Annotated in this window: 16 protein-coding genes; 7 read left to right on the top strand and 9 right to left on the bottom strand. The window is 60.4% G+C overall.

Annotation, left to right across the window (positions count from 1 at the left end; genetic code table 11):
- Positions 1 to 7 precede the first annotated feature (7 nt).
- From hydA to ROS217_RS08430, 6 genes are all read left to right on the top strand, one after another.
- Positions 8 to 1,471, top strand: a complete 1,464-nt coding sequence (hydA, locus tag ROS217_RS08455; protein WP_009817297.1) for a dihydropyrimidinase — start codon at positions 8 to 10, stop codon at positions 1,469 to 1,471.
- 96 nt (positions 1,472 to 1,567) lie between these two features.
- Complete coding sequence (locus tag ROS217_RS08450; protein WP_009817296.1) at positions 1,568 to 2,353, top strand: ABC transporter ATP-binding protein; 786 nt, start codon at positions 1,568 to 1,570, stop codon at positions 2,351 to 2,353.
- Positions 2,354 to 2,551: 198 nt separating this feature from the next.
- Positions 2,552 to 3,427 (top strand): ABC transporter permease, encoded by an 876-nt coding sequence (locus ROS217_RS08445; protein WP_009817295.1) that lies wholly within the window; start codon positions 2,552 to 2,554, stop codon positions 3,425 to 3,427.
- Positions 3,428 to 3,498: 71 nt separating this feature from the next.
- Positions 3,499 to 4,374, top strand: coding sequence for an ABC transporter permease (locus tag ROS217_RS08440; RefSeq protein ID WP_083781579.1), 876 nt, complete (start codon positions 3,499 to 3,501; stop codon positions 4,372 to 4,374).
- Positions 4,375 to 4,406: 32 nt separating this feature from the next.
- Complete coding sequence (locus tag ROS217_RS08435; protein WP_040650456.1) at positions 4,407 to 5,399, top strand: ABC transporter substrate-binding protein; 993 nt, start codon at positions 4,407 to 4,409, stop codon at positions 5,397 to 5,399.
- Between the two features lie 253 nt (positions 5,400 to 5,652).
- Complete coding sequence (locus tag ROS217_RS08430; protein ID WP_009817292.1) at positions 5,653 to 7,095, top strand: D-alanyl-D-alanine carboxypeptidase family protein; 1,443 nt, start codon at positions 5,653 to 5,655, stop codon at positions 7,093 to 7,095.
- Positions 7,096 to 7,158: 63 nt separating this feature from the next.
- Here the strand turns inward: ROS217_RS08430 and ccoS are convergent, their stop codons facing one another.
- The 9 genes from ccoS to ccoN all read right to left on the bottom strand — a co-directional run bounded on the left by ccoS (position 7,159) and on the right by ccoN (position 16,241).
- A complete protein-coding gene (gene ccoS, locus ROS217_RS08425; RefSeq protein WP_009817291.1) occupies positions 7,159 to 7,317 on the bottom strand; it encodes a cbb3-type cytochrome oxidase assembly protein CcoS in 159 nt (52 codons plus the stop codon).
- A gap of 3 nt (positions 7,318 to 7,320) precedes the next feature.
- Positions 7,321 to 9,504 (bottom strand): heavy metal translocating P-type ATPase, encoded by a 2,184-nt coding sequence (locus ROS217_RS08420; RefSeq protein ID WP_009817290.1) that lies wholly within the window; start codon positions 9,502 to 9,504, stop codon positions 7,321 to 7,323.
- A gap of 3 nt (positions 9,505 to 9,507) precedes the next feature.
- Positions 9,508 to 9,966 carry a FixH family protein gene (locus tag ROS217_RS08415; RefSeq protein ID WP_009817289.1) on the bottom strand — a complete coding sequence of 153 codons (459 nt, stop codon included), beginning with the start codon at positions 9,964 to 9,966 and terminating at the stop codon, positions 9,508 to 9,510.
- The gene (ccoG, locus tag ROS217_RS08410) at positions 9,963 to 11,405 is read right to left on the bottom strand and encodes a cytochrome c oxidase accessory protein CcoG (RefSeq protein WP_009817288.1); all 1,443 of its coding nucleotides are present in this window, start codon (positions 11,403 to 11,405) and stop codon (positions 9,963 to 9,965) included. Before ccoG ends, ROS217_RS08415 begins: the two co-directional genes overlap by 4 nt.
- A gap of 90 nt (positions 11,406 to 11,495) precedes the next feature.
- Positions 11,496 to 12,383, bottom strand: coding sequence for a LysR family transcriptional regulator (locus ROS217_RS08405; protein ID WP_009817286.1), 888 nt, complete (start codon positions 12,381 to 12,383; stop codon positions 11,496 to 11,498).
- Between the two features lie 436 nt (positions 12,384 to 12,819).
- The gene (gene ccoP, locus ROS217_RS08400; protein WP_009817284.1) at positions 12,820 to 13,686 is read right to left on the bottom strand and encodes a cytochrome-c oxidase, cbb3-type subunit III; all 867 of its coding nucleotides are present in this window, start codon (positions 13,684 to 13,686) and stop codon (positions 12,820 to 12,822) included.
- A 3-nt stretch (positions 13,687 to 13,689) separates the two neighbouring features.
- Positions 13,690 to 13,884, bottom strand: a complete 195-nt coding sequence (locus tag ROS217_RS08395; RefSeq protein WP_009817283.1) for a CcoQ/FixQ family Cbb3-type cytochrome c oxidase assembly chaperone — start codon at positions 13,882 to 13,884, stop codon at positions 13,690 to 13,692.
- Between the two features lie 12 nt (positions 13,885 to 13,896).
- Positions 13,897 to 14,622 carry a cytochrome-c oxidase, cbb3-type subunit II gene (ccoO, locus tag ROS217_RS08390; RefSeq protein WP_009817282.1) on the bottom strand — a complete coding sequence of 242 codons (726 nt, stop codon included), beginning with the start codon at positions 14,620 to 14,622 and terminating at the stop codon, positions 13,897 to 13,899.
- Between the two features lie 14 nt (positions 14,623 to 14,636).
- A complete protein-coding gene (ccoN, locus tag ROS217_RS08385) occupies positions 14,637 to 16,241 on the bottom strand; it encodes a cytochrome-c oxidase, cbb3-type subunit I (RefSeq protein WP_009817281.1) in 1,605 nt (534 codons plus the stop codon).
- A 202-nt stretch (positions 16,242 to 16,443) separates the two neighbouring features.
- On the opposite strand from ccoN, the gene ROS217_RS24355 reads away from it, so the two are divergent.
- Positions 16,444 to 17,068: universal stress protein (locus ROS217_RS24355; RefSeq protein ID WP_009817280.1), on the top strand; the 625-nt coding region annotated here is incomplete at its 3' end.

Here is a 17,068-nt window from a genome sequence, read left to right as displayed (position 1 = left end):
AAACGACATGACCACCAAAGTCATCAAGAACGGCACCGTCGTCACCGCCGACCGCACATGGAAGGCCGATGTGCTGATCGAGGGCGAGACCATCAAACAGATCGGCGCGGACCTCACGGGCGACACCACGATTGACGCTACAGACGCCTATGTCATTCCCGGTGGCATCGACCCGCATACGCATCTCGAAATGCCCTTCATGGGCACCACCGCCGCCGAAACCTTTGAAACCGGCACATGGGCGGCGGCCTGTGGCGGGACCACGATGATCGTGGATTTCTGCCTGCCCGGCGCGGACGGCAGCATCAAACACGCGATCAACGAGTGGCACCGCAAATCCGCGCCGCAGATTTGCAGCGACATCGGCTATCACATGGCCATCACCGGCTGGAACGAAAACGTCTTTACCGAGATGAAGGACGCCGTCGACATGGGCGTCAATTCCTTCAAGCATTTCATGGCCTACAAGGGCGCGCTCATGATCGAGGATGACGAGATGTTCGCCTCGTTCAAGCGCTGCGCCGAACTCGGCGCGCTGCCGATGGTGCATGCCGAGAATGGCGATCTGGTGGCCGAGATGCAGCAGAAATACTTTGATCAGGGCATCACGGGCCCAGAGGGGCACGCCTATTCCCGCCCCCCCGAATTCGAGGGCGAGGCCGCCAACCGCGCAATCTGCATTGCCGATGCCGCCGGCGTGCCGCTCTATATCGTGCATGTCTCTTGCGAACAGGCCCACGAGGCGATCCGGCGCGCGCGGCAAAAGGGGATGCGCGTCTATGGCGAGCCGCTGATCCAGTTCCTCACCCTCGACGAGTCCGAGTATTTCAACAAGGATTGGGACCACGCCGCCCGCCGCGTGATGTCACCCCCCTTCCGCTCCAAGGAGCATCAGGACGGCCTCTGGGCCGGGCTTCAAGCCGGATCCCTGCAAGTGGTGGCGACCGATCACGCCGCCTTTTCCACCGCGCAGAAACGCGCCGGGCGCAACGATTTCCGCATCATCCCCAATGGCTCAAACGGGCTAGAGGAACGGCTTGCCGTGCTCTGGACGCATGGGGTGGAAACCGGACGGCTGACACTGAATGAATTCGTCGCCGTCACCTCGTCCAACGTGGCCAAGATCCTCAACATCTACCCGAAAAAGGGCGCGATTGTCGAAGGGGCGGATGCCGACCTCGTGGTCTGGGACCCCAAGATCACCAAGACGATCAGCGCCTCCAACCACCATTCCATCCTTGATTACAACGTCTTCGAGGGGTTCGAGGTCAAGGCGCAGCCGCGCTATACAATCAGCCGGGGCGAGGTGATCTGGGCCTGGGGCCAGAATTCGCAGCCGCAACCGGGGCGCGGCCGCTTTGTCCCCCGCCCAGCTTTTCCCTCGGCCCATCAGGCGCTCTCGAAATGGAAGGCCCTGACCGCCCCCAAGATGATCCAGCGCGACCCGTTGAATATCCCGGCGGGGATCTGAAAAATCCGGCACGCACGCACCTCATGGCAAGGCGCGCCTCTTGACAACCATCAGCCAGCCGGGCGCAGTAGCGACCGGGCCAGCAGGGGATAGGGTTTGAGCAGCAACACAGTCATCAGCGCACAAAACCTGTCGCTGACCTTTCAGACCGGCGATGGCCCGGTGCATGCGCTCAAGGACGTGAGCCTTGAGGTGGAAAAGGGCGATTTCGTCAGCTTCATCGGCCCCTCAGGCTGTGGCAAGACCACCTTTCTGCGCTGCATGGCGGATCTGGAGCATCCCACCGGCGGCACCTTGACCGTCAATGGCACCAGCGCCGAAGAGGCGCGCAAATCCCGCGCCTATGGCTATGTGTTTCAGGCGGCGGGGCTCTACCCGTGGCGCACCATCGGCGGCAATATCCGCCTGCCCTTGGAAATCATGGGCTATGCGCGCGACGATCAGGAGGCCCGCGTCAAGCGCGTGCTGGACCTCGTTGATCTCGCGGGGTTCGAGCGGAAATACCCTTGGCAGCTTTCGGGTGGCATGCAGCAGCGCGCCAGCATCGCCCGCGCGCTCGCCTTTGACGCCGACATCCTTTTGATGGACGAACCCTTTGGCGCTCTGGATGAAATCGTGCGCGACCATCTCAACGAACAACTCCTCCAGCTTTGGGACCGCACCAACAAGACCATCTGTTTCGTCACCCATTCCATCCCCGAGGCGGTGTATCTGAGCACCAAGATCGTGGTCATGTCGCCCCGCCCCGGCCGCATCACCGATGTAATCGAAAGCACGCTGCCGAAACATCGCCCGCTGGACATCCGCGAAACGCCCGAGTTCCTCGAAATCGCCCATCGTGTCCGCGAGGGGCTGCGCGCGGGGCATGGTGATGCGGTCTGAGACAACTCGCCCGAAAAACGCCCTCTCCCCTGCGACGGGGAGAGGGGTTTTCACCGTTCACGGTCATCGGCTCGCCAGCCTGTACCGTGACACAAGAAAACCACGAATTCCTTTCAGCGTTCTTAAAATACTCAAGAATCGCGCCCGATTTAAGCGCCGGAATTTGAGTATTTTTGGAACAGTGAAATCAGCGGAGGCATGATGCGCAATCTCGTCCCTGTTCTCACCATCCTCGCAGCACTCCTTGCGCTCTGGTATGCCGCTGCTGTGGCGCTCAATGCGCAATGGGCGCAGGATCAGGCAACGCGGGCAGGCACGACGCTGACCCTCCCCGCCCTCGTCGCCGACACATGGTCACAGGACAAGCCCAAGCTGCCCGCGCCGCATCAGGTGGCGCTTGAGATATGGAACACCACCGGTGCCATGGTGCTGGAAGGGCGCGGATTTTCCAAACGCTCGCTCTTTTACCACAGCTGGATCACCTTTAGCGCCACAGCGCTCGGCTTTGTCCTTGGCACTGCGCTTGGCATCGCTCTGGCCATCGGCATCGTTTACAACCGCACCATCGACATGAGCGTGATGCCCTGGGTCATCGCCTCCCAGACCATCCCCATTCTGGCGATTGCCCCGATGATCATTGTGGTGCTCAATGCCGTGGGCATATCCGGACTGCTGCCCAAGGCGATGATCTCGATGTATCTGTCGTTCTTTCCGGTGGTCGTGGGCATGGTCAAGGGGCTGCGCAGCCCCGCCCCCATGCAGCTCGATCAGATGCGGACATGGAGCGCGAGTGCGGCCCAGACCTTTTGGCGGCTGCGCCTGCCCTCTTCGATGCCCTATCTTTTCACCTCGCTCAAGGTTGGCATGGCCGCGAGCCTTGTGGGGGCCATCGTCGGCGAATTGCCGACCGGGGCCGTGGCGGGGCTGGGCGCGCGCCTGCTGGCTGGCAGTTACTATGGCCAAACCATCCAAATCTGGTCGGCGCTCATCATGGCGGCAACTTTGGCGGCGGTGTTGGTCGGGCTGATTGGCCTTGTCCAGCGGATCACGCTAAAACGCATGGGGATGGCGTGATGGGGTTTCGCGACTTGAAATACGAAGGCCCGTTTCGCCACTTGGTGAATACAGAATTTTTAATCTTCCTGATGGTCACGCTAGCGGGCGCAGGAATACTTGCACCCAAGGCCATTCCAATTCTGCTGGTTTGGTTTGCCGTTTGGTGGATCAATTCACGCATTGCCGCCCTTCCCAAGAGTGGCCTCACCAAGTTTCTTGTGCCGATGCTGTTCGGTGTTACCGTGCTGATTATCTGGGAATTGACAGTCACGAGTTTCGGTATCTCCCCCGTCCTCCTGCCCGCCCCCACCGCCATTGCCGCGACTTTCGCCAAATCCACACATATTCTCTGGCAGGATTTCGTGCAGACCGCCCTCAAGGGCGCACTGACCGGCTATATCATGGGCTGCGGTGCGGCCTTTCTGACGGCCATCGCCATCGACCGGTTTCCGTTCCTGCAACGCGGTCTGCTGCCGGTGGGCAATTTCGTAGCGGCGCTGCCGATCATCGGCATGGCCCCCATTCTGGTGATGTGGTTCGGCTTTGACTGGCAATCCAAGGCAGCGGTCGTCGTGGTCATGGTGTTCTTTCCCATGTTGGTGAACACCGTACAGGGCCTCACCGATACCGACGCCATGCAGCGCGACCTGATGCGCACCTATGCCGCTGGCTATTGGCAAACCCTGTTCAAGCTGCGCCTGCCCGCCGCGATGCCATTCCTCTTCAACGGGCTCAAGATCGCGACGACACTGGCGCTGATCGGGGCGATTGTGGCAGAGTTCTTTGGATCGCCCATCAAGGGCATGGGATTCCGCATCTCGACCTCGGTCGGGCAACTCGCGCTCGATCTCGTCTGGGCCGAGATCGTGGTCGCGGCCATCGCTGGCTCAGGATTTTACGGCGCCGTAGCGCTTGTGGAAAAGGCAGTGACATTCTGGCACCCGTCGCAACGGAGCCGGGCATAAGATCAAGAAACCACCAACACGGGAGATAACAAATGAAGAAACTGACAGGACTATTCAGCCTCGCCGCGCTTACCAGCCTCAGCACTATGGCGCAGGCGGCGGATGATCTGACGCTGCAACTCAAATGGGTGACGCAGGCGCAATTCGCGGGCTATTATGTGGCGCTCGACAAGGGGTTTTACGGCGAAGAAGACCTCAACGTCACGATCAAGCCGGGTGGGCCGGATATCGCCCCGACGCAGGTGATCGCAGGCGGCGGCGCGGATGTGACGGTGGAATGGATGCCGGCGGCCCTCTCGGCGCGGGAAAAGGGCCTGCCGCTGGTGAACATTGCGCAGCCCTTCAAATCCTCGGGCATGATGCTGACCTGCCTCAAGGAAACTGGCGTCACCGGGCCAGATGATTTTCCGGGTCGCACCTTGGGTGTCTGGTTCTTTGGCAATGAGTTTCCGTTTCTGTCGTGGATGAGCCAACTGGGCATTTCCACCGATGGCGGTGCCGAGGGCGTGACCGTGCTCAAACAGGGGTTCAACGTCGACCCGCTCTTGCAAAAACAGGCCGACTGCATCTCGACCATGACCTATAACGAGTATTGGCAGGTGATCGACGCGGGCCTCACCGAGGATCAACTCATCACCTTCAAATACGAGGATCAAGGCGTCGCCACACTTGAGGACGGGCTTTATGTTTTGGAAGAAAAGCTGAGCGACCCGGCCGAAGTCGATAAGCTCACCCGTTTCGTGCGCGCCTCGATGAAGGGCTGGAAATGGGCCGAGGAAAATCCAGAAGAGGCGGCGATGATCGTGCTCGACAATGACGCCACCGGCGCGCAGACCGAAGCGCATCAGATCCGCATGATGACCGAAGTGGCCAAGCTCACAGCAGGCTCCAACGGTGCGCTCGACCCCGAGGATTATGAGCGCACGGTGCAATCGCTTTTGTCGGGCGGATCTGATCCGGTGATTAGCGCACATCCCGGTGATGGCGCATGGACCCATGTGATCAGCGATGCCGCGCTGAACTGATCAAAAGCCATTTCTAGGACATGGCCCGGGCTGCACCGCCCGGGCCATTTTTTTGGACGTAGTTCGGCTCTTGTATCCGTCGTGACGTGCATATGGGGGGTAGATGAGATCAAGCCACTACATATTGGCCCAACTCCCGCGAAACTCTTTGAAAATGAACACTTTAAACAAAAACACGCCTGTGCTACGATCTGAGGTATAAATCAATGCCAGTCGGAAAACCGGCGGCGCGAGGCAGTAAAAGAGCAGTTCTATGAAAACACGGGGCAAGCAGCCAGTCCGTTGGGGGCTGGTGGTGATGGCAACATTCTGGATGCTGATCATCGTGCCATTGAGCGCGGCGGCGGCACCCTATGCAGCATTGGTGATGGACGCGCGCAGCGGCGAAGTGCTCTATTCGAACAATGCCGACACGCGGCTACATCCGGCCTCGTTGACCAAGATGATGACACTCTATGTGGTTTTCGAGGCGATCGAGAACGGCGAGATCGGTCTTGATGACAAGGTGCTGATTTCGAAACATGCCGCCTCTGAGCCCCCCAGCAAACTCGGCGTGCGCGCCGGTAGCAGCATTGCGCTGCGCTATCTCATTCGCGCCGCAGCAGTCAAATCCGCCAATGATGCGGCCACCGCGCTTGGCGAGGCGATCGAAGGATCAGAGGCTCAGTTTGCACGCCGGATGAATCGCACGGCCGAGAGTCTCGGCATGAGCCGGACCACGTTCAAGAATGCCCATGGCCTGACCGAGAACGGGCATCTGTCCACCGCGCGCGACATGTCAATCCTCGGGCGGCATCTCTTTTATGACTTCCCTCAGTATTACAATCTCTTCTCGCGCATCACCACCGATGCTGGCGTGACCTCGGTCAGCCACACCAACCGCCGCCTGCTTGAGGCTTATCGCGGCGCTGACGGGATCAAAACAGGCTATACCCGCGCCGCAGGCTTTAACCTCACCGCGAGCGCCGAACGCAATGGCGAGCGGATCATCGCCACCGTCTTTGGCGGTCAATCTACCGCCTCGCGCAATGCCAAGGTGGCTGAACTGCTCGACCTCGGCTTTAAAAAGGCACCAACGCAGGTGGCCGTGCTTCGCCCGGCGCGCCCTCCGTATCTGGGCAAGATCGGCACAGTGCCGGTGAGAATCGCCGCAGGCGAGGATCGCCCGAGCGTTGCCGCCAAGACCGTGCGCCTCGCCACAGCCGCCGCCGTGATCAAGAGCCTGCGCCCACAATCGCGGCCCTCGCAAGCCGCCCCGATGCCGGTCATCGCCGCGCGGGATGATATCGAGCGCGCGCTTCTGGCCGCTCAGCAGGTTGCAACGGCGACCCCTGCCCAGGGCAGCGTAACGGTCACGCCAGACACCCGCCCCGAACAACGCCCGACCGATATCGTCCTCGCAAGCGCGCCTGCGCCAGAGCCTGAACCAGAGGTCGTGACACGTGTCTCTACCTCTGGCGGGCGCCATTGGGGGATCAACGTCGGCCGCTATGGCAGCGAATACAAGGCGCGGCAGGTGCTCTTGCAAACCGCCCTGAATGAAATGGCCACGCTTGATGGCAGTCTGCGCAAAGTGGTGCAGCGGCCCGCCGGCTTTGACGCAAATTTCATGGGCATGACACGTGAGAGCGCGGACCTCGCCTGCCGCCGCCTTCAAGCCAAGAAAGTCACCTGTTTCATGATCGGGCCAAGCTGAAAGCTGTCACTGTGGTGCCGAGCGGAGATTGAGGCCAACCCCCATCAGACAGATGAACAACACTCAGGGCTTGGGGTGGTCGTCCCAATCGTCCGACAGGATACGCCGCGAGTCGCCCTCTGGATCATCATATTGGTTCGAGCGCACGGTGTAGAGAAACGCCACAAGGCCGACACCACCTAGGATCAGGGAAATCGGAATCAGGTAGGTGAGGATGTTCATTGGTTACCTCAGTCTCAGCGCGTTGAGAGATACAGTGATCGAACTCAGCGACATGGCCAAGGCGGCAATCAACGGCGAACAGAGCCCCGCCACCGCCAGCGGCACGGCAATGACGTTATAGACCGTAGCAATCTGGAAATTCTCGCGGATGCGGCGTGTGGCGGATTTCGCCGTCACGCAGGCCGCCGCGATTGGTGAGAGGTCATTGCCCAACAGCACGATGTCCGACGCCACCCGCGCGGCATCAAGCGCCGTCGCGGGCGAAATCGACACATGCGCCCCCGCAAGAGCCGCCGTATCGTTGAGCCCATCCCCCACCATCAGCACATGCGCGCCCTCGGCAGTCAAAGCCGCCACACGCGCCGCCTTGTCTGCTGGCAGCGCCTCGGCCATCCACTGCGGAATACCAAGGCGGGTGGCCAAGGCCTCGACCGCAGGAGTGGTATCGCCGGAAATCAGGATCACCCGCTTGCCCTGATCCATCAGCCCCTGCACCACCTCCGCAGCACCGGGCCGCAACGCATCCGCAAAGGTAAAGGCGACGGGCAACTGATCCCCGATCTTGAGAAAGGTCGCGGTCTCGGAGAGGGCCTGCGCCCCGGTCCAGCTTGCACGTCCCAGACGCACCTCTTGGCCGTTGCAGCGGCCCTTCGTGCCATATCCCGGCACTTCTGTAATGTCGGTAACCGCCGCCGCCGCAAATCCTGCCCCACGCGCAGCGCGGGTGATCGACTGCGCCAGCGGATGCGAAGATCCCTGCGCAAGAGCCAACGCCACTTCAACCACCGCGCGCGGCAAACCATCCAGATTGGTGAGTTGCGGCATCCCCGTGGTCAACGTGCCGGTCTTGTCGAACACGACTGTATCCACCTGCGCCAGCCGTTCGAGCGCGGTTTCATGTTTGATCAGCATCCCCCGCCGGAAGAGCCGCCCCGAGGCCGCCGTTGTCACCGCTGGCACCGCCAGCCCGAGCGCGCAAGGGCAGGTGATGATCAGAACCGCAGCGGCGATATTGAGCGCCGTGCGCACGTCCCATGTATATAGATACCACCCCATAAAACTGAGGCCCGCCAGAATATGCACCCCCGGCGCATAGAGCTTGGCCGCACTATCGGCCAGCGAGGTATAGCGCGAGCGCCCGGATTCCGCGATGGCCACCAGATCCGCCATGCGGTGAAGCGAGGTTTCCGCCCCCACCGCCGTCGCGCGGATGGTAAGCGGCCCAGTCAAGTTGACCTCTCCGGCGCTGACCACCTGCCCCTCACCCGCAAACACCGGCAGCGTTTCTCCGGTGAGCAGCGACCGGTCGATCTCTGACGTGCCCTCGACGATTACACCATCCACCGGCATGCGCCCACCGGGCCGCACGAGAATAAGATCCCCCGCAGCCAAGAGGGCCACATTAACCTGTTCCTCCACTCCGGCGCGCAAGCGGATCGCGCGCGGCACTTCGAGCGCCGTCAATTCCTCGGCGGCAGAGCGGGCAATGGCCCGCGTGCGGTGATCGAGATAGCGCCCCGCCAGCAAAAAGAACGTGAGCGTAAGCGCCGCATCAAAATAGGCATGCTCCCCCGACAGCATCGTTTCCCAGAGCGAGGTGAGGATCGCCAGCACAACGGCCAGAACGATCGGCACATCCATATTGAGCCGCCCATTGCGCAACGCGGCCCAGGCATTGCGAAAGAACGGCACACCGGAAAAGGCGATTGCCGGCAGGGTGATCGCGGCGGAAATCCAGTGGAACATGTCGCGCGTCGCATCCTCGGCCCCGGACCAGACCGACACCGACAGAAGCATGACATTCATACTGGCAAAACCGGCGACAGCCAGCCGCATCAAAAGATCCCGCCCGGCGCGGTCATTGGCCGTGGCATTCAGCGTGCCCTGATCCAACTCATAGGCCTCGTAACCCAGCCCCTCGACCAGTGCGCGCATGTCTTCGGCGGTCACCTCGGGGGCCGCGTCGATGCTGGCCCGCTTGAGCGTCAGGTTGACGCGTGCGGACTTCACCCGGCTATCCGCATTCAACGCCCGCTCGATCTTGGAAATGCAGGCGGAACAATGGATCGTCGGCAGGGATAGGGCGATCTGCGCGCCCGGCAGGGCACGGGCCGCCAAGGCCTCGGCCGCCGGGGCTGCGGCGCAGGCCGGACAGGCCGAAGGGGACGGGCGCATGGGGACGGTCATGGTCTATTCCTTGTGCAGAACGACGCGCTGTTGAAACAGGGTGCCATCCCGGTCCCAGGCTTTCATGCGGATATTCCAGTTGCCATTGCCAAGGGCCACCGGGGCGACATAGGCCTGCCCATCATACCGAAACTCTGGTGTCTGATCGTCCTGAACATGGGTGGCACGACCAACGGTAGCTTCGAGCCGCTCCACTTCGACCGGATTGCCGCTCGCGTCCGTGATGCCGAGAACGAGAAGCCCACCCGCATGGTCAGCCACCACCGTCCACCCTAGACCCTCTTGCGCGGCCTTGCGATCATTGAATTCCTGACTGGCAACATAGGAATTCTTGACCTCCAATCCCGGAAAGGTGCTGACCGCCGCATAGGCGAGCACCAGATTGACTCCGATGATCACAGCAAAGGCTGTGACGAAACCGATCAACACATGTTTGCCGGTGATCCTGTGCTCTGCCATCATTCTTCCTTTCCGTTGAACACGGTGTCCTTATAGGCCCGCTCACCGCTCGTGAGATCCTCGATCCAGATGCGGACATCGCTGCGCTCTTCCGTGGCGGGCTTGGATCCTGCAGGGGCCACCAGATAGACCCGTTGCAGGTACACTTCATCGGCGTTGACACCGATCTTGCCATCGGTCGCACCTTCCAGCTCAACCCTGATTGCCGGATCGCCCTTAACGGTGACCTCGAAGTCGCGCGTCTCGTGCTGCATATTGCGGATGCGCACCTCATAGGTATTGCGGATCGAGCCATCGGAGAGCGTCACAAAGGTCGGGTTGCGCACTGGCGCCACGGTCAGGTCGATATCCGACCGGATGAACAGCGCAAAGACAAGCCCGATCCCCACCAGCGACCAAAGCGCCGTATAAAGGATTGTGCGTGGGCGCAGCACGTGTTTGATGATCGGCTTGGGTTTGCCGCCCGCACGCTCTGACTCTTCATCGGTAAAGGCCATATAGTCGATCAACCCGCGCGGCTTGCCGATCTTGGCCATGATGTCATCGCAGGCGTCGATGCAGAGTGCGCAGGTGATGCACTCCAATTGTTGGCCGTCGCGGATGTCGATCCCCACCGGGCAGACGTTGACGCAGGCCATGCAGTCGATGCAATCACCCTGCGGCTCACCCGCCTTGACCGCCTCGGAGTTCTTGCGCGGCTCGCCCCGCCATTCGCGGTAGCCGACGGTCAGCGTATCCTCATCCATCATCGCCGCCTGAATGCGCGGCCATGGGCAGGCATAGATGCAAATCTGCTCGCGGGCAAAGCCACCAAAGAAAAACGTCGTGCCGGTCAGCACCGCAATCGTCGTATAGGCGATGGGATGGGCGTTGAGGGTAAAGAGATCGACCAGCAGCGTCGGCGCATCGGTGAAATAGAACACCCAAGCGCCCCCCGTGGCCACCGCGATCAACAGCCATGTCGCCCATTTCGTCAGCCGCAGGCGTATCTTGCGCAGATCCCAGCTCTTTTGCCTGTGCAGGCGCAGCCGCGCGTTGCGATCCCCCTCGATCCAGCGCTCGACCAGAATAAAGAGGTCGGTCCAGACCGTCTGCGGGCAGGCATAGCCGCACCACACCCGGCCCAAAGCCGAGGTAAAGAGAAACAGCCCCAGCCCCGCCATGACCAAAAGACCGGCCACGAAATAGAATTCATGCGGCCAAATCTCGATCCAGAAGAAAAAGAACCGTCGGTTCGCCAGATCAAGCAAAACCGCCTGATCCGGCAGCGCAGCACCCCGGTCCCAGCGAATCCAGGGCGTGACATAGTAAATGCCCAAAGTGATAACCATGATCACCCATTTCAGGTTGCGGAATTTGCCGTAAACCTTCTTGGGAAACACCGGTTCGCGCGCGGCGTAGAGGGATTGTGGTTCGGTTGGGTGGGAATCGGCCACGGACATACTCCGATGTGATCATTCTGTTGATCGTGTTCTGTCAGGATGCGGACGATGCAGCTTTGACCTGCATCAAATTCTGACTCCTGAATCGATCTATTGCACTTGCACCCTCTGTCGAGCCATTCTCCGAAGCCATGCGACAAAGAACTTGGCGGGTGGCCGCAAAACGCCGGGACGGGTGACGATATGATATCCGCTTTGTGTGTCTTCCTCGAACAAAAGCCGTAACCGACCCGCCGCGATATCCTGACGCACCCAATCGCGCACGGTAACGGCAACGCCCTGTCCGTTGCGCAGCCCGTCGAGCAAGAGATTGCCCGGCACCTGCACAAGACCCGCGACCCGCTCCTTGAGGACTCCCTGGCTGCGCAGCCAATCGCTTGCCTCATTGGTGCCGAATTCCTGCAACCATGGCAGATCTGCCAAATCCTCCGGACACTCGATCCGCACCCCAGCGACCAATTGCGGAGCAGCCACAGCGACTATGGGCGAGTGAAACAGCAACTCCGCATGCAGCCCCGGCCAAGATCCGGCACCGTAGCGGATGGCGACGTCGATACCGCCCGGCTCAAGGCGAATAAGATGGGGGCTCGGATCAATCATCAGGTCGATCTGCGGGTGCGACTGACGAAAATCACTGAGACAGGGCATAAGCCAATGTGCGGCAAAACTTGGCGTGGTCGAAATCTGTAGCGGCCTGTTTGCATCCGCCCCGGTCAATGACGCGACGGTGCGCGCAATCGCTCCGAACCCCAGCGCCAGAGCATCGGCAAGCTCCCGCCCCTCAGCCGTCAACCGAAGCTGCCGCCCCGTGCGATCCACCAGCGCAACGCCCAGATGCGCCTCCAGTTGTTTGATTTGTTGGCTTATCGCCGCGTGGCTCACATTGAGTTTGATGCCTGCCGCCGCTGTGCCGCCAGTTTCTGCGAGCGCAGCAAAGGCCCGAAGTGCCGTCAAGGGAGGGAGTGAATGCCAATCCATAATGTTAGTTTAGCTTACAATTTGGAAATTTTCCAGAGTCGCGCACATGCATCATATTTGCCATACTGATTGAAGAAACCGAACCAAAAAAGGATGGCACCATGTTCAATATTCTTGCAGATACATTCCGAACCGCAACGCGCCGTGACATCCGGCATCGGCATGAAGCCCGCGCTCATTGGCCCCCCGCCGAACGGTTTGACTCACGCTCTGGGGCAGAGCTTGAGGCACATCTCGTGGCTCGGAGACGAGACTGAGTTCAACGCGCAAATGGCCCCGTCAAGGGCCAGTGGTTGACATCATATGCAATCTCAGAGGTAATCGGCACCGGTCCTTCACAGAAACGCGCGAACAGGACGGAAAGACCGGTGCCTAGCCTCGGACCCTGTCATGCGGCAGGGTCCAAGGTGTTCTTCAGAGCCGTATCAGAGGCGGCTCACTCGCCCCCACCAAGCTGGTGGACATAGATCGCCACGGCGCGGATCTCGGCCTCGCTTAGATCGGCCCCGCCCATCGGCGGCATCACGCCAAAGCGCGAATAGGTGACCGTTTCCTTGATCGTGTCGAACGACCCACCATAGAGCCAGATTGCATCGGCAAGGTTCGGCGCACCCTGATAGATATCGCCCTCTCCGGCCTCGCCGTGGCAGGCGGCGCAATTGTCCATGAACACGGTCTGACCTTCGGCGACCAAGGACGCGTCCTGCGGCTCTCCCGATATCGACATGACGTAATTGACCACCTGCTCAATCTGTGCCGGTTCCAGCATCTCGCCAAAGGCCGGCATCTGCGAATAGCGCGCATCCGCGTCTTCTTCGTTGCGGATACCGTGGGCGATTGTGGTGTGAATATCCTCAATCGTGCCGCCCCAGAGCCAGTCGTTATCCAAAAGATTGGGATAGCCCTTGGCCCCTGCCGCGCCCGAACCATGGCACTGCGCACACCATGTCTTGAACACGGCATTGCCCGCCGAAGTGGCATAGCCCTGCAATTCGGGATCGCCTGCAACCTCGGTCAATTCGACCGTTTCCAGCTTGGCGTTGATCGCGGCATTGGCGGCATCGGCCTCGGCCAACTCGACCGCGACATTGGCGCGCGTCGACCAGCCCTTGTAACCGGCGGTGGCGCCCTGAACCAGCGGCCATGCTGGATAGGCGACCACATACCACAGTGCCCAGACGATACAGGCATAGAACGTCCACAGCCACCAGCGCGGCAGGGGATTGTTGTATTCCTCGATCCCGTCCCATTGATGGCCGGTGGTTTCGACCTCTTGGTTCTTCTTATTGGTTTGTTTGGCCATGTCTCATGCCTCCTCGTGCCGGGCGCCATTGGCGCGGGCCGGTTTGTCTTCGTGCCGGAACGGGATGTTTGACGGGTTTTCATAGCTCTTGGTGGCGCCGGGTCGGAACACCCAGACCACGACGCCGACAAAGAACGCAAAGAGCACCAGCAACATCCAGCTATCGGCAAATTCACGCAACAGGGAATAGGTTTCCATCGCTCTGCCCCCTTATCGGCTTGCGTCGGGGGTGAAGGTCGAGAAATCAACCAGCGTCCCCAGCATTTGCAGATAGGCAATCAGCGCATCCGCTTCGGATACTCCCGGCTGCCCGTCGAAATTGCGCACCTGTGCATTGGGGTAGCGCGACAGAAGACCGTCGGTATCACCATCGGGATCAATCTGACCCGCGAAATCTGCCTTGGCATTCTCGATCATCTCATCGTTATAGGGCACACCCACCAGACGATGCGTCTTGAGCAGATCCTCGATATGCGCCGGCTCGATCATCCGGTTCTCGAGGAAACCATATTTCGGCATCACCGACTCCGGCACCACAGACTGCGGATTTCGCAGGTGGTCCACGTGCCAGTCATCCGAATAGCGCCCACCGACACGGGCCAGATCCGGCCCGGTCCGCTTGGATCCCCACTGGAACGGGTGGTCATATTTCGACTCCGCCGCCAGCGAATAGTGGCCATAGCGCTCGACCTCATCGCGCATCGGACGAATCATCTGACTATGGCAGACGTAACAGCCCTCGCGGATGTAGATATCCCGGCCCGTCAACTCCAGCGGTGAGTAGGGGCGCATGCCCTCTACATCCTCGATGGTGTTCTCGAGCCAGAACAGCGGAGCGATCTGAACGATCCCCCCGACCGTGACGACAAGGAAGGCAAAGATCGCCAATAGCGTGACGTTCTTTTCCAGGATTGCGTGTTTGTCCAGAATTGCCATCTCTCCGGCCCTCCTTATTCAGCCGGGACTGCGTTGTTCACAGGCGCGACGGCCGGCGAACGTGTCACAGTCATCCAGAGGTTGTAGCACATGATCAACGCACCAGAGAGGAACATGACCCCGCCCAAACCGCGTACCACATACATCGGGAACTTCGCGGCCACGGTATCGGCGAACGAGTTCACGAGGAAACCGTTGGCATCGACTTCGCGCCACATCAGGCCCTCCATGATCCCCGTCACCCACATAGCGGCGGCGTAGAGGATGATGCCGATCGTCGCCAACCAGAAGTGCCAGCTCACAAGGCTCAGACTATAGAGCCGCTCGCGGTTCCACAGCTTCGGCACAAGGAAGTAGAGCGCGCCAAAGGTGATCATGCCGTTCCAGCCAAGCGCACCGGAATGCACGTGCCCAATGGTCCAGTCGGTGTAATGCGACAGAGAGTTGACCGCGCGGATCGACATCATCGGCCCTTCAAAGGTCGACATGCCGTAGAACCCGATGGAAATCACCATCATCCGAATGACGGGATCGGTGCGCAGCTTGTCCCATGCGCCCGAGAGCGTCATCAGACCGTTGATCATGCCACCCCAGGACGGCATCCACAGCACGATCGAGAACACCATGCCCAACGTCGAGGCCCAGTCAGGCAGCGCCGTGTAATGCAGGTGGTGCGGACCGGCCCAGATATAGATAAAGATCAGCGCCCAGAAGTGGATGATCGACAGTTTATAAGAGTAAACCGGGCGTTCGGCCTGTTTCGGCACAAAGTAATACATCATGCCCAGGAAACCTGCGGTTAGGAAGAAGCCCACCGCGTTATGGCCATACCACCACTGTGTCATCGCGTCCTGCACGCCCGAGAAGACCTGCACCGACTTGGAGCCAAAGACCGAGACCGGAATGCTCAGGTTGTTCACCACATGCAGCATCGCCACCGTGATGATGAACGACAGGTAAAACCAGTTGGCCACATAGATATGCGGCTCCTTGCGCTTGACGATGGTGCCTAGGAACACGGCCAGATAGGCCAGCCAGACCACCGTCAGCCACAGGTCCACATACCATTCAGGCTCTGCATATTCCTTGGATTGTGTGGCACCCAGCAAATAGCCAGTTGCGGCCAGAACGATCACAAGCTGATAGCCCCAGAACACGAACCACGCGAGATTGCCGCCCCAGAGACGCGCCGCGCTGGTGCGTTGCACAACGTAGAAAGACGTGGCGATCAGCGCGTTGCCCCCAAAGGCGAAAATAACCGCCGAGGTGTGCAGCGGACGCAACCGACCAAAATTCGCATACCCCTGTGCCCAATCGAAATTGAGCCCCGGAAAGGCAAGTTGAAAGGCGATGAACGTGCCCGCGAGGAAACCGACAACACCCCAAAGGCAGGTTGCGATCACCCCGGCGCGCACGACACCGTCCATGTATTCTCCCGAGAGATCCACCCGGGTTCTCGGTTCATCCGTGTGGCGCAAGGTCCACAGGAAAAGCCCACCGGCGACCAACGCCACTGTCAGTGCGTTGACCAGATAGGCCAGATCGCGCGCATAATTGGCCGCGATCAGCGCCAGAAGCGTGACCAGACCAAGCACGATCAGCTTGATGTAATTCGTCATGTTGCGTCCCTTCGTCTTTTTCTACCCGAGTCGCCGTGACCCGCGCAGGCGCGTTAGACTGTGACCGTAATGCTTGGGTCGGACTCAACTATCCTTGATCTGTGTCAAAACACTGACGATGATCGTTTGATCCGCGTCAAGGCAGCCCCGGCAATACACTCCTACGCTGACATAACGTGCGACACAGTCAAAGGAATGCGACATGACCTACAACAGCCTGTTTTCCGTTTTGACCGATGAGTCCCTTGTTGAGGAAACCTTGGCCCACGCCACCAGCATAGCCACCCGGCATGATGCCCATCTCGACGTGCTCTGCCTGGGCGTGGACCGTAGCCAATCTGGATACTATTATTCAGGCGCGAGCGCGATCGTGCTGCAAGAAACGATTGCCCGCGCCCAGCAAGAGGCCGCCGCCATCGAGGCCAAGGCGCGCGCTGTGCTCAAAAATTCAGCGCTGCGGTGGGGAATCGAGAGTGGCGTCAGCCAACTGGCCGATCTGGGGCGCCATGTCGCCGCGCGCGCGCGCTTCGCTGATCTGGTCATTCTGCCGCAGCCCTATGGCAAGGGGCGCGGGGCCGAACTCGAGCCTGTGACCGAATCGGCGCTGTTTGAAGGGCATACCCCGGTGCTGATCCTGCCATCCGAGGGCGAAACGTCGCCCGCACCGAACCGAATCATGATCGGCTGGAATGAAAGCAACGAGGCGCTTAGCGCCGTGCGCGCCGCCCTGCCCCTGCTCAAACAGGCAGACGCGGTGCATGTGGTGGTAATCGACCCCCCCACCCACGGGCCAAACCGGTCAGACCCCGGCGGGCTCTTGTCACACT

This window comes from Roseovarius sp. 217 (genome assembly GCF_000152845.1).
In the GTDB taxonomy this organism is placed as follows: domain Bacteria; phylum Pseudomonadota; class Alphaproteobacteria; order Rhodobacterales; family Rhodobacteraceae; genus Roseovarius.
This window is presented reverse-complemented; position numbering and strand designations above follow the sequence as displayed.